Origin of the sequence: Mesorhizobium sp. M0904, assembly GCF_040319475.1 — a bacterium.
Taxonomy (GTDB): domain Bacteria; phylum Pseudomonadota; class Alphaproteobacteria; order Rhizobiales; family Rhizobiaceae; genus Mesorhizobium.
In genome coordinates this window covers 1-13,101 of the sequence record NZ_JAMYOC010000005.1, presented here as the reverse complement: position 1 = coordinate 13,101, position 13,101 = coordinate 1, and the positions used below count along the sequence as shown (strand labels likewise).

Annotated in this window: 12 protein-coding genes; all 12 read right to left on the bottom strand. The window is 62.8% G+C overall.

The genetic code is table 11. The annotated features are described in order from the left end of the window. Position 1 precedes the first annotated feature (1 nt). The 12 genes from NKH80_RS07050 to NKH80_RS06995 all read right to left on the bottom strand — a co-directional run bounded on the left by NKH80_RS07050 (position 2) and on the right by NKH80_RS06995 (position 12,868). Positions 2-823 (bottom strand): carbohydrate ABC transporter permease, encoded by an 822-nt coding sequence (locus NKH80_RS07050; RefSeq protein WP_023674179.1) that lies wholly within the window; start codon positions 821-823, stop codon positions 2-4. Then, the gene (locus NKH80_RS07045; protein ID WP_245274609.1) at positions 824-1,726 is read right to left on the bottom strand and encodes a carbohydrate ABC transporter permease; all 903 of its coding nucleotides are present in this window, start codon (positions 1,724-1,726) and stop codon (positions 824-826) included. 35 nt (positions 1,727-1,761) lie between these two features. Continuing rightward, complete coding sequence (locus NKH80_RS07040) at positions 1,762-3,099, bottom strand: ABC transporter substrate-binding protein (protein WP_352990491.1); 1,338 nt, start codon at positions 3,097-3,099, stop codon at positions 1,762-1,764. A 61-nt stretch (positions 3,100-3,160) separates the two neighbouring features. Next, positions 3,161-3,820, bottom strand: a complete 660-nt coding sequence (locus NKH80_RS07035; protein WP_352990488.1) for a GntR family transcriptional regulator — start codon at positions 3,818-3,820, stop codon at positions 3,161-3,163. Positions 3,821-3,859: 39 nt separating this feature from the next. Continuing rightward, positions 3,860-4,744, bottom strand: a complete 885-nt coding sequence (locus tag NKH80_RS07030; protein ID WP_352990485.1) for a dihydrodipicolinate synthase family protein — start codon at positions 4,742-4,744, stop codon at positions 3,860-3,862. A gap of 192 nt (positions 4,745-4,936) precedes the next feature. Further along, a complete protein-coding gene (locus NKH80_RS07025) occupies positions 4,937-6,733 on the bottom strand; it encodes an ABC transporter ATP-binding protein (RefSeq protein ID WP_352990482.1) in 1,797 nt (598 codons plus the stop codon). Further along, positions 6,730-7,674, bottom strand: coding sequence for an acetamidase/formamidase family protein (locus NKH80_RS07020; protein ID WP_352990480.1), 945 nt, complete (start codon positions 7,672-7,674; stop codon positions 6,730-6,732). Before NKH80_RS07020 ends, NKH80_RS07025 begins: the two co-directional genes overlap by 4 nt. Continuing rightward, positions 7,664-9,307 (bottom strand): ABC transporter substrate-binding protein, encoded by a 1,644-nt coding sequence (locus tag NKH80_RS07015; protein WP_352990477.1) that lies wholly within the window; start codon positions 9,305-9,307, stop codon positions 7,664-7,666. Before NKH80_RS07015 ends, NKH80_RS07020 begins: the two co-directional genes overlap by 11 nt. Before the next feature lie 31 nt (positions 9,308-9,338). Continuing rightward, positions 9,339-10,259 (bottom strand): ABC transporter permease, encoded by a 921-nt coding sequence (locus tag NKH80_RS07010; RefSeq protein ID WP_352688931.1) that lies wholly within the window; start codon positions 10,257-10,259, stop codon positions 9,339-9,341. Further along, positions 10,256-11,122: an ABC transporter permease gene (locus NKH80_RS07005; protein WP_352476783.1), complete on the bottom strand. Its 867-nt coding sequence runs from the start codon at positions 11,120-11,122 to the stop codon at positions 10,256-10,258. The genes NKH80_RS07010 and NKH80_RS07005 overlap by 4 nt, the downstream gene beginning before the upstream one ends. A gap of 19 nt (positions 11,123-11,141) precedes the next feature. Next, the gene (locus tag NKH80_RS07000) at positions 11,142-11,744 is read right to left on the bottom strand and encodes an ANTAR domain-containing response regulator (protein WP_352476692.1); all 603 of its coding nucleotides are present in this window, start codon (positions 11,742-11,744) and stop codon (positions 11,142-11,144) included. Further along, entirely contained in the window at positions 11,741-12,868 is a 1,128-nt protein-coding gene (locus tag NKH80_RS06995) for a transporter substrate-binding protein (protein WP_352990474.1), read from the bottom strand. Before NKH80_RS06995 ends, NKH80_RS07000 begins: the two co-directional genes overlap by 4 nt. Between the last annotated feature and the right edge of the window lie 233 nt (positions 12,869-13,101).

The window sequence follows — 13,101 nt, the reverse complement described above, 5'->3', positions numbered from 1 at the left end:
CTCAGCCACCCTTGACGGCGCCGGCGGTCAGCCCCGCGACGATCTGCCTTTGCGCGAACATGGTCAGGATCAGCACCGGCAACGTCACCACCAGCGCCGCCGCGGCGAGCGGCCCCCAGCTGACCTGCTCGTAGGACAGCATGTTGTAGACGGCGACCGGGAGTGTGCGCGTCTCACGGCTGGCGAGCACCACGCCGAAGACGAAATTGTTCCACGAGAAGATCACGGACAGGATGAAGGCGACGACGATGCCCGGCTTGGCGATGGGCAGGGCAACCAGCCGGAAAACCTGCCAGGAGCTGGCGCCGTCGATGTTGGCCGCCTCTTCCAGTTCCATCGGCGTGGTCTCGAAATAGCCGATCATCACCCACACCACGATCGGCACCGTCACCACCAGATGGATGATGATCTGCGGCCACAGCGTGCCGAGTATCCCGATCCATTGGAACAGCAGAAACAGCGGGATGAGATAGGATAGCCCAGGCGTCATGCGGGCGATCATGATGACGACCGCCGATCGTTCAGCCTTGAGCCGTGCGATGCCATAGCCGGCCGGTACGCCGATCAGCAGCGCCAGCAAGGTCGCCGTGCCGGTCACCAGAACCGAATTCCAGAGATAGAGCAGGAAATTGTTCTCCTCGAACACCTTTACATAGTTCGACCAGGCGAAGCGTTCGGGGATCAGGATCGGCGGATAGGCACCGTTGTCGATCTCGAATTTCAGCGACAGCGAGATCATCCAGAGGAAGAACAGGATCGCCGGCGAGACGAAAACCAGGGCAGCGAAAAACAGACCGATCTGGTTGAGCAGCCGTGAACTCATCTATTTGCCCTCCGTATCGATCCACTGCGAGCGTTGGCGCAGCATCAGCAGGACAAACGACAGGGCCACGATGACAATGAAGAACACCACGGCCATGGCCGAGCCGTAGCCGATATCGTAGTAGGAGAAGGCGGTGTTGTAGAGATAGATGTTGATGGTCTCCGACGCCGTTCCCGGCCCGCCCTGGGTCATCGCGTAGATGATGTCGAAGCTCTTCAGCGCATCGATGGTGCGGATGATGACCGCGATCATCAGGAACGGCGCGATCATCGGCAGAGTGAGATAGCGGAATTGCTGCCAGGCATTGGCGCCGTCGATCTCGGCGCTTTCGAAGGGCTCGCGCGGCACCGAGGCCAGCCCGCCAAGCACGATCAGCATGACCAGCGGCGTCCACTGCCAGGTCTCGACCGCAACCAGCGACGGGATGACCGTGTTGGCGTTGAATATCCATTCCTGAGCCGGGATGCCGACCAGCGACAGCAGGTAGTTGAGCACGCCAAGCTGAGGATGGAACATCATTGTCCAAACCAGTGCGACGGCAACGGGTGTCGCCATCATCGGCATGACGAAGACGCCGCGCAGCAAGCCGCGCAGCGGAAACCGGGCATCGAAGATCAGGGCGGCCAGAGTGCCCAGCAGCATCGGCGCTGCAACCGAGAGGAAGGTGTAGGTCAACGTATGAACAAGGGATTCCCAGAAACGTGGGTCGCTGGCCAGGCGGAGATAGTTTTCCATCCCGGCAAAGCTCCGCGACTGGCCGAGCGTCCAGCGATTGACGCTCATCCACAGGGTGAAAGCCCAGGGGAAAACGATGACGGCGCCGACGACGACAAGTGCGGGGACAACGAAAGGCCAGTAGTTGGGAGCCAGCCGGATCGTCTGGCTCCCGTCGATAACCGGCATCGTCACCCCGGTCTGTTCTGGGGTGGCGGCCGACATCAGCCCTGCTCGCTCCTGTCGAGAACCGGCTGGAACTGTTCGGTGGCCTTCTTCAGCTCCGCGGCGGGATCGGCGCCGGCAATCATGTTGGTCAGCGCCACGCCATAGATGTCGCGGAATTCCGTGACCGGGATGATGACCGGCAGTGCCAGCCGACTGATATTGCCCGAGCCGACCACGGCATCAAGCCAGCTTGCCGGCATGGTAACGCCTTCGCGCACCTTGGGATCCTCCAGCACGGATTTGCGGAACGGAACGCCGGCGCCGGCCTGCAACAGCCGTGCACCCATGGTTGGCGATACCGCCCACTGGCAGAACAGATAGGCAGCCTCCTTCTTCTCGCTGGCGGCGGCAACGCCAATCCCGTCGCCGAAGGTGCCCGAGGCATGCGCCTTGGGACCCTTGGGCATCACGCCATAACCGACCTTGCCGACCACCCTCGATTTTTCCGGATTTTCCATCGGCGGGGCAAAACCCACGCCGTCGAGCCACATGCCGATCTTGCCCTGCAGGAAGGCCGACTGTGCTTCGGCCCAGTTGAACCCGGTAACGCCCGGAGGGGCGGACTTGGTCATCAATCTTTGATAGAGCGCGGCAGCCTCGATCGCCTCGGGAGCCTCGGTGCGCAGCTTGCCCTTGTCATCTAGCGGCGTCATGTCGTAGCCGAGCATCAGCGACGTCCACACCGGCGTGTTTGCGTTCTTGAGCCCGCGGGCGACGAAGCCGTATGTATTGGTCGAGGGGTCGGTCAGCGCTTCGGCGGCTGCCACCAGTTGCTCGAAGGTCTCTGGGTATTTGAGGCCCTTGGCCTCGAACAGCTCCTTGTTCCAATACAGGATCCAGTAGTCCACCGAGAACGGTAGCGAGCGCAGCACGCCCTGGCCGTCCTTGGCAAACAGCATGCCGGCTTCGGCGAAGTCGCTTTCGACCAGCGCCGGGTCGGTGAGCGACGGATCGGCGAGATAGCCGGCGATATCGGCCAGCCAGCCACCCTTCTCGAACTGGCGCTTCTGCACGTGGTAGCTCAGATGCACGACGTCGAAGCTCGGCTTGCCCGAGCTCAACTCGATCACCGTCTTCTGGCGCTGCTGCTGCTCGGGCGTTGCCTCGGCATTGACCTTGATGCCGGTCAGTTCCTCGAACTCGGCGAGATATTTCAGGATGGTGTCGCTGCGCGGGCTTTTCACCAGATTGACGTCAAGCGTCGTCCCGGCAAAGCGTTTCCAGTCAACGCCTGCGGCAAAGCCGGGGCGAAGCCCCACAAGACCGGCCGCGGTTAGCGCCGCGGTTCCGGCAAGGAGTTGCCTCCTGGTTGGGTTGAACAGATTGGACGACATTTCTTCCTCCCGGTTACTGTCGTTGTGGATGCGCCGCGAACCGCGGCGCGGCTATATTTCCTCAGATCTGGAGCGCCAGCCGGCGCGCATTGTCGATATGCAGACTGATCGCTTCAACCGCTTTTTGCGGATTGCGGCTCTCCATGGCTTCGATGACCGCCAAATGTTCGCGCATCACCGGCACCACACGACCGTCGATGCGGAAACGCTCCTGGTGGATCAGCCGGATTTTCACCGAGTTGACCAGATAGGCCTTGGCGATAATCTCGTTGCCGAGCGCATTGATGAAGGTGTCGTGCATCGCCCAGTCGATGTTCTGGGCCTTGCCTTCCATTTCCGGCGTCGGCGCCTGCCCGAGAGCTTGAGCCAGCATCTCTTCATGTTCGCGCCGCATGCGGGCAAGTTCGGCATCAGAAGCGCTGGTCGTGAATAGCGCCACTGCCTCGCGTTCCATGAACAACCGAAACTGAAACGCCTCGCGGATCAGATTGATATCGATATGCGCGATCTGCATGCCGCGCTGCGGGATGGTGGTCAGCAGTCCCTCGGCCTCGAGACGCGGGACGATCTCGCGAATGGCACCCAGCGGCAGCCCGGTGAAAGCGACCAGTTCGCGCTGTGACACGAACTGCCCCGGCCGCAGATCGCGGGCCAGCAAATGCCGCGTGAAGCTGGCATAGGCCTTCTCCCGGAGAGTGATCGGTTCGCTGCCGTCTTCCACTTCAGCTCGCTTCCTTGTCGGTCAGCCCGGCCTTGTCGGTCAGGCCGCCTCTGTCGCAAACAGCCGGTCGTAGGCAGCGGCAAGCTGCCGCTGTCCCTGCGGATCGATCGCCTCTAGGGGCGGGCGGACCGCCAGCCAGCGCTCGTCGCCGGTCTTGCGCGCGACCATGACCTTCACCGCCGGCGTGACCGGGTATTTGAGCAATTCGAGCACGAAGTCTTCGACGCGTGGGTCGTCGCCCCCGTTTTCGACCATTGCCCGGATTTCGCCGGTAACAAAATTAGCCATGCCGGAAATCGCGCCCTGTCCGCCGCGGCGCACGCTTCTCGCCAGATGCCGTTCGTCGCCGATGAGGATCACCAGATCGCCGTGCGCTTCAAGCAGCGCCTCACTGTAGCTCCAGTCCCCACCGGAATCCTTCACCCCGGCCACCGCGGCGGGAAAAGCGGTGCGCAGCCGGCCGATCAGCCCAAGCGGGAGCGGCACCATGGTGACTGAGGGGATGTTATAGAGGAGCACGTCGCGCGCCAGCGGACCGAGTGCGGCGAAGACGGCGGAAAACCATCCGAACAGCCCGTCCTCGCCGACATTCTTGAAGTAGCTCGGCGGAGCCAGCAGAATGTTGCGAACGCCGCGCTGCAAAGCGTGCCGGGCCTGATCGGCGGCATCTTCGGCTGCATCGACCAGCACGCCGGTAACGAGCTGATGTGCCGGAATACCGGCCGCCAGCATGGCCTCGATCACGATCCGCCGCTCGTCGGTGCCGACCGAGGCACCTTCGCCGGTGGTGCCGAACAGCGTCACACTGCTGCAGCCGGCGCCAAGGCAGGCTCGGGCATGCGCGATCATCGGCGCGAGCGCTATCTGCCCCGACGGGTCGAAGGGTGTGGTTAGGGCAACCGAAAGACCAAAGCGGAAAGCCAATACGAACTCCGTTGAAATCAATGTGCACGTAGTGTTAGCACACTAACATGTCAGATGTAAACTGGCGATCGGCATCGCCGACTGGCGCTGCCGCGGCAGCGCCATCGCCGATCATTTCCCGCGTCTGAGCATCACATAGGCTGCTGTCCCCGAGCCTCTGCGGATTGGCTGGACGAGGTAGCCTAAGCTCGCTCAAGTGGCGACGAGGTGGCCGTCGCCAACATCTTCAAGCTTGAGCTTCCGGGGCTCGTCACCGATGCGCCGCACAGCGCTTGGAATTTCGCTGTCCAAGCGGGCGAACCGGGCGCGCCGGCGGCCTGGATCGGGAACCGGAACGGCTTCGATCAGCCGCTTTGTGTAAGGATGGCACGGGTTGGAGAAGATCTGGTCGCGGGTGCCCATCTCGACGATCTGCCCCAGATACATTACCGCCACGCGATCCGAGATGTTTTCTACCACCGCCATGTCGTGCGAGATGAAGAGATATGCGACGCCAAATTCGCGCTGCAGTTCCTTCAGCAATCTTAACACGCGCGCTTGCACCGACACGTCGAGAGCAGAGACGCTCTCGTCGGCAATGATCAGCTTCGGTCGCAGCGCCAGCGCCCTTGCAATACAGATTCGCTGGCGCTGCCCGCCGGAGAATTCGTGGGGATAGCGCTCCATCTGGTCAGCGGAGAGGCCGACGCGTTCGAATAGGGCGGCGATCTGGGCACGCCGTTGCTCTCTGTCGCCAAGGCCGTGGATCAGCAGAGGCTCGGCGACGAGATCGCCTACTCGCATACGCGGGTCGAGGGACGCGAAGGGATCCTGAAAGATCATCTGCACATTGCGGCGGACAGCCTTGCGCTCCTTTCGGCTGAGTGCCGACAAGTCCTGGCCGCCGATTGAAATGCTGCCGATGTAGGGCACCAGCCCGGCGATCGCCTTGGCCGTCGTCGACTTGCCGCAGCCCGATTCGCCGACCAGCGACAGGGTTTCGTGCGGCGCGATCGAGAAACTGACGCCTTCGACCGCGTGCACCCTGCGGTCAACGCGGCCGAAGAAGCCGCCACGCAGGTCGAAGCGGACGTGAAGATCGCCGACATGTACAAGCTCGGCCGGCATGTTGGCGGCATCTTGTCGGTCTTCGGCCATCCGTCCGCCGCCGATACGCGGCACGGCGGCCAGAAGCTCGCGCGTATAGTCGGCCTGCGGGCGATTGTAGATGTCAGCCGCCCTGCCCTGCTCGACCATCCGGCCGTCGCGCATGACAATGACGCGGTCCGCCATCTCGGCGACGACGCCCATGTCGTGCGTGATCAGGATAACACTGGTGCCGTGCTCGCGCTGCAGGTCGCGCAGCAGCTCCAGCACCTCGCCCTGAACCGTGACGTCGAGGGCGGTCGTCGGCTCATCGGCGATCAGCACATCCGGGTTCAGGGCCAGAGCCATGGCAATCATCACGCGCTGACGCATGCCGCCTGAGAGTTCGTGCGGATAGTGCTCGAGCCGCCGTCCGGCATCCGGAATTCGGACTGCCTTCAGCGCCTCGAGCGCCCTCAGCCGCGAGTCGGAGCGCGGCAGCGAGGTGTGTGCCTCGATCGCCTCCGTGAGCTGACGGCCGATGGACAGAACCGGATTGAGCGATGTCATCGGTTCCTGAAAGATCATTGCAATACGGTTGCCGCGGATGCGGCGCATGCCGCTCTCGCTGAGAGCCGCGAGATCCTGATCGCCGAGCCGGATGGAGCCTGATCTGATGCGTGCCGCCGGCTGCGGCAGCAAGCCCATGATGGCCAGCGCCGTCATCGACTTGCCGGAACCGGACTCGCCGGCGATGCAAAGCGTTTCGCCGCGCATCAGGCCGAATGTCAGGTCGGAAACGACGTCGCGCTCGCCCTCCTCGCCACGCACGGCGACGCTCAGACCTGAGACGCTGAGTACCGGCCTAATGGAGCCACTCTTTGCGGCGGCCTGCCCGGATCGTTTGATGTCCTCCACGTTCATTCAAAGACGCAGCGGGGGAAGTAGAACGAAACCACCCAGTTGGGCATGTCGACGATCTCGCTGATGCGCAGGTCACCGCAAACCGAGACGAGCATATAGGCATCTACCGGATCCATGCCGTAGCGGCCGGAGAGCAGGTCGATCATGTGGGAGACGGCGCTCCTGGCGCCATCCATCAGATCCGGCCCGATACCGGTTGTCACCTCATAGCCCTTGGCGTCGAGATGCCGCGACACCGGACCGGGCGTTGTGAAACGCGGCGTCCGCAGCCGGGCATCCTTGACCAGATCGAGCGTCAGCACGGCATTCATGGGGCTCTCGATTGCCGTGCCGCAGACCTCGCCGTCGCCTTGCGCGGCGTGCGTGTCGCCGACCGAGAACAACGCTCCCGCGACCTCTACGGGCAGGTAGAGCACCGTGCCGGCAGCGAGATCGCGTATGTCCAGATTGCCGCCCACGCGCCGCGGCGGGACCACCGAATGCAGACCCGGCTCAGCCGGGGCATTGCCGATGGTGCCGGCGAAGGGCTTGAGCGGCACCCGGCCGCTCTTGCCGAACAGCGCCGGCTCGAGCGAGGCGGCGTCGTACTTCCAGATATTCAGTGCCGGTTGAGTGAAGTCATCCGCCAACAGACCGAATCCCGGGATATTTGCCGTCCACCCGAAGCCGGACGGCTTGAACGCCTCGATAGTGATTTTCAGGGCGTCGCCCGGCTCCGCCCCGTCGACATAGATCGGCCCAGTGACCGGGTTCACCTTGGCAAAATCGAGCACAGCAACGTCGTCGACGGTGCTCTCCATCGTCAGCTGCCCGCCGGACGAGTCCAGGCACTGGAACTCGATCGTCGACCCTGGCGCCACTCGTTCGGCCGGGACAAAGGAATTGTCCCAGCCGAAATGATGGTGGCGCCCGTGGATGGTGTAGTCGCAGTTATTGCACATCGGTCACATACACATTGTCGTAGTTGATCGGGATGTGGACCGGGTCGACATAGAGGTTGTCGGCGCCACCCATGCGGGCTGATTTCATGGTGAAACGCTGCTCGTTGAACACCGGTGCCCAAGGCGCGTCTTCCATGATCTTGCCGTAGATCTCACTCCACATCTTGGCGCGCTCGCCAGCCTTGGCCGGGTCAACGATGGAGTCGGCTTCGGCTGCTTTGGCGTCGAGCTCCTTGTTGCAATACCACGACCAGTTCCAGCCGCCCGGGACGGCACCAGCGCAGCCGAGGATCGGTCCGTAGAAGTTCGACGGATCGGGGAAGTCGGCGATCCAGGCCATGCCGCCGGACCAGATCATCGGCGCACCGGCCTTGTCGCCGCCGGCGGCGATGACGTTGGCCTGCGCGAGCGACTGGATACTGGCCTTGATGCCGACCGCCGCCAGATCCTGCTGAATGGCCTGCGCGATGCGCGGGTTGGGATCGGTGTTCATGGCAAACAACTGCGTGTCAAATCCGTCGGGATGCCCGGCCTCGGCAAGCAAAGCCTTGGCCTTGCTCACGTCATAGGGATAGCCCTTGAATTCCTTGTCGTAGCCAGGCATCGACGGCGGCAACGGCTGATTGGCCGGCACCGCACGGTTGTTGATCAGCTGGACGATGCGGTCCTTGTTGATCGCCATGTTGACCGCCTGCCGTACCTTCACATTGTCGAAGGGCGCCATGGTGGTATTCATGGTGATATAGCCGGTGTGCAACTGGCCGCCCTCGACGACACGGGCCTTCTGCTCGGGATCGGCCATCACCTCCTGGAATTTCGCCGGGGGAATGCCGTCGCCGGGAACGTCGATCTCGCCTTTCTGCAGCCGCAGCAGCGCCACGATCGGCTCCTGGCCGATCTCAAAGGTGATCTTGTCGAGATGCGGCACACCCTTGTGCCAGTAATCCGGGTTGCGCTCGAAGACCACGCGCTGGCCGAGCGTCCATTCGGCGAGCTTGAAGGCGCCGGTTCCGACCGGATGCTTGCCGAAATCCGCGCCGTATTTTTCGACCTCTTCCTTCGGCACGACGTGCGAGAAGTTGATCGCCATGACATGCAGGAAGGTGGCGTCGGGCCGGGTCAGCTCGAACTTGATCGTGTAGGGATCGACGACGGTTATGCCGGCCAGGCTTTCCGCCTTGCCGGCAGCGACATCGTCATAGCCTTTGATCGAGCCGAAGAAGCCGGCACCCGGGCTCTGTGTCTTTGGATTGGTGACCCGGTCGAGCGAATATTTCACGTCGTCGGCGGTCATCTCGCGGCCGTTGTGGAATTTCACTCCATGGCGCAGCTTGAAGGCGAAGGTCTTGCCATCAGGCGCAATCTCGTAGCTCTCGGCAAGGTCGGGCCGCAGGTTGGTGGTGCCCGGCTCGTAGTCCATCAGCCCGTCGAACAGGCTCTTGATCATCGACCAGTTCTGCCAGTCATAGCCGATGGCCGGATCGAGCGTGGCGACGTCGTCCTTGTAGGTGATGGTGATCGCGCCGCCCTGCTTGGCATTCGGATCGACAATGTCTTCGGCGCGTACGCTCGTCATGCCAAGCACCAGCGCAAGCGCCGATGCTGCCACGGTGGATATCAGATATTTTCTCATGTCATGTTCCCTTTCTCTGATTTTTTGGTTTTCATCTGAGCTTGATGCGCGGATCGATGAACGGTGCGACAGTGTCGGCCAGGAGATTGCCGAGCACGATGGCAAAGGCCGAAACCAGGGTGACTCCCATGATGATCGGAATGTCGATGCGCTGAATGGCCTGCCAGGCTAGCTGGCCGATGCCTGGCCAGCCGAACACGCTTTCGACAACCACGATGCCGCCCATGAAGATGCCGATGTCGATGCCGATCATGGCGATGACCGGCAGGATGGCGTTGGGCAGCGCGTGCCGGAAGATAATGGCGCTGCGTGCAAGACCCTTGGCACGCGCGGTACGCACGTAATCCTGGCGCAGCACGTCGATCATCGACGAGCGCATCATGCGGGCGTACCATCCGGCGCCAAGAATTCCCATGGTCAGCGACGGCAGCACCAGATGACGCCAGGTGCCGTAACCGCCGATCGGGAACCAGCCGAGCCGCACCGCGAATACATAAAGCAGCAGCAGGCCGACGACGAACTGCGGTGCCGAGACGCCGACGAAGGAGGCGACCATCAGCGACTGGTCGGTGGCGGTGCCACGCTTGATGGCGGCGATGAGGCCCATCGTCAGCCCGATCATGACTTCGCAAGCAATGGCACCAACCATCAGCAGCAGGCTTGCCGGCAGCCGCGAGACGATAAGCTCCGTGACCTCCGAGCGCTGAATGTAGGAGCGCCCCAGATCACCGCTGAGAAGGCTGGTCAGGTAGTGCCAGTACTGGACGACAAAGGGCTGGTCGAGACCGAGCTGCCGGCGGATGCTCTCGACCGTCTCGGGCGTTGCGCTGCGGCCAGCGATCTGGCGGACAGGATCGGCGGGCAGCAGATAGAGCAGCGCAAAGGTGATCAGGGAGACGCCGAGCAAGATGAGAACCGACTGGACAACGCGGCGGCCGAGATAGGCGATCATGCCCGCCCCCTTTGCGTCGGATCGAGGATGTCGCGCAGCGCATCGCCGACCAGGTTAAAGGCTAGCGCCAGCGCCAGGATCGCCGCACCCGGAAAGAAAACCAGCCAGGGCGCTGCCTGAAAATAGGTTTGATTTTCGAAGATGATGTTGCCCCAGGAAGCAGTCGGCGGTTGCACGCCGATGCCGAGATAGCTGAGCGTCGCTTCCAGAAGCACCGTCGTCGAGATGCCGAGCGTGCCCCAGACGATGATCGTCGGCAAAAGGTGGGGCAGGATATGGCGAAACAGGATACGTGGAGCGCTTGCGCCGATGGTGCGCTCGGCATCGATGAACTCGCGCTCGGAGAGCGAACTTGTCTCGGTATAGATGACGCGGGCGGTCTGCACCCAGTTCACCAATGCGATCACCATGGCGACGATCCACAGGCTCGGCTGGAGCACCGCCGCCAGGCAGATGGCGAGCAGCAGCGCCGGGAAAGCCATCATCAAATCAGTGAAGCGCATAAGCGCGCTTCCGATCCAGCCGCGGAAATAGCCGGCGGTGATGCCGACCAGCGTGCCGATCAGAAGCGCCACGCCATTGGCGACGATGCCGATGATCAGCGACGTGCGCGCGCCGAATAGGAGACGGGTCAGCAGGTCGCGGCCAAGCAGGTCGGTGCCTAGCCAGAACTGGGCTCCCGGCGGCAGTGGCGCGCCTTCAAGCGTGAGCCCGTCGAACATCTGCTCGTTCGGATCGTAGCCTGTCAGCCACGGTGCAAGAATGGCGCCGGCCAAGACAAGGGCAATAATCCCGAGGCCGAGCAAAGCGAGAGGCCGTTTTAGCAGACGTCGCCAGAGGCCGGCGCGAGGCTTGGCTGGCATACGCCCGGCGGCTGAAAGCTCAGGCGCGATCGGATTGGTCATCGTCGCCTTCTTCTTGTGTCATCGCCACGATCCTGCGCGCGGCTTCCTCAACGCTGATTTGCCAGCTCATCGCCAGCGAGCGGAGCTGCGCATAGGCACGGCCGTCCTCGGCACCCTTCGACAAGGCCTCCACCGCGCGTACGATGGTCTGGCGCTCCGCGACCCGCTGACGAAGCGAGGCGATCTCGCCGGCCAGAAGCTTGCGCGCCTCGAAACTCTGCCTTGCGATCAAAAGCGCGCTATAGACGCCGGCATTGCCGACCGGTTTCAGCAATTGGGCATCGGCCTTGTGCGACAGTGCCCATTCGACACGCCCCGGCGCCTCGGAGCCGATCAGCGCTATAAGCGGCATCGGGGCCTCGCCCGGCTTCCACGGAAATTGCTCGTCAAAGCCGAGGTCGACGTCGAAGAAGACGAAGTCCGCCGCCAAGGCTTCGGCCGGCAGTTCCGGCCAGAAGCCAATCGCCTCAAGCCCGATGGCCGACAATTGCCTTGTGATCGCCTGCACGGTCGGATGTGGACGATGCAGGACAAAAGCCCTGGCGCCTCCAAGGTTCGGGATACGCGCCATCTTGCTCATGATACCACCCGCAGGCGTGGCCGCCCGAACGTCTCCGTCCGGTCATATCGGGAAAGGTAGGGATCGGGTGCCACGCCCTTCGCCAGCGTGACCGTTTTGAACGATGTTCCATCGATACGTCCGATCTGCACCGGCAACGTAGCATGCTGGGTTTGCGGGTCGATGGCGATGTCGCCCAGCGGCGTTCGAAATGATGTTCCGGCAAAGACCTTGGGAAGGTCCATCCATTGTGCACCGGGGTTGCGGGTGAGTATCTCTGCGAGCGTGCGCACCGAGGCATAAGCCGCCGCCTCGAAGGATGAGGCAGGCATAACGGAAGACACTGAAGCCGCTCCGCGATCCGCACCCGAGATGTCGTGAAAATAGGGCCCAACGGAAAGATGGCCATCGCCTGCCCCGTTGAGCGCCGGCAATTCGCATTCCGTGAGATTGCAGGACAGGATCGGGCAACGCTCCGGCCTGAAATGCGGGTCGCGCCGGCCAAGCTCGGCATAGGCGGCGATAAAGGCATAGGACGAAGGGCCGATGAGATTGTTCAGAATGAAATCAGGTCTCGTCGCCTGTACCTCCGCGATCAGCCGCGCAACGTCGACCTCGCCGAGCGGCAGATAGCGTTCGCCCAGCACCTTGCCGCCGGCGTCCGCAATCAGGTCGCGCGCCACACGGTTGGTCTCCCAACCCCAGATGTAGTTGGAACCGAGCAGGAAGCCGTCGGCGCCGAAACGAGGCACGACATAGGCAAGCAGCGGCACGAGATGCTGATTGGGGCAGGCGTGCGTATAGACGACGTGCTCGTTGGCTTCGAAGCCTTCGTACGGGCAGGCGTACCACAGCGTGCCGCCTGCCCTTTCCAGGATTGGAATGACCTCCTTGCGGCTCCACGAGGTGACGCAGCCAATGATGTGACGCGCGCCACTGTTGGCGAGAATGTCGGCGCAGCCGCTTGCATACCGATCGATGTTGCCCTGCGGGTCGCGCTCGACCGGGACGAATTCGAAGGGGACAGCGGGATCGGCATTGACGTCCGCGATGGCGTTCACCGCGCCCGCGCGGCAGGATTCGGACACCAGCCGGTAGTTGCCGGACCGCGAATAGAGAATGCCGATCTCGATATGCCGTTTCAAGCAAAGCCTCAAAATGACAATGCCCCGCAGCCACCGCCGCAAGGCGAGGCATACGAGGCATTCTTGCCGCCCGGCGGCCAGAGCCGGTATTTGTCCTCACCGTATTCCGCCCGCGCTCCCAGTCAAGAGCCGCCGCACGAAACTTTGGCTAGGGTCAGGACTCATTGATCCAGAAGATGAAGGCTGCAGCGAAGGCGATCGCCGACAGGAAGGTGTGAGCACATCGGTCGTAT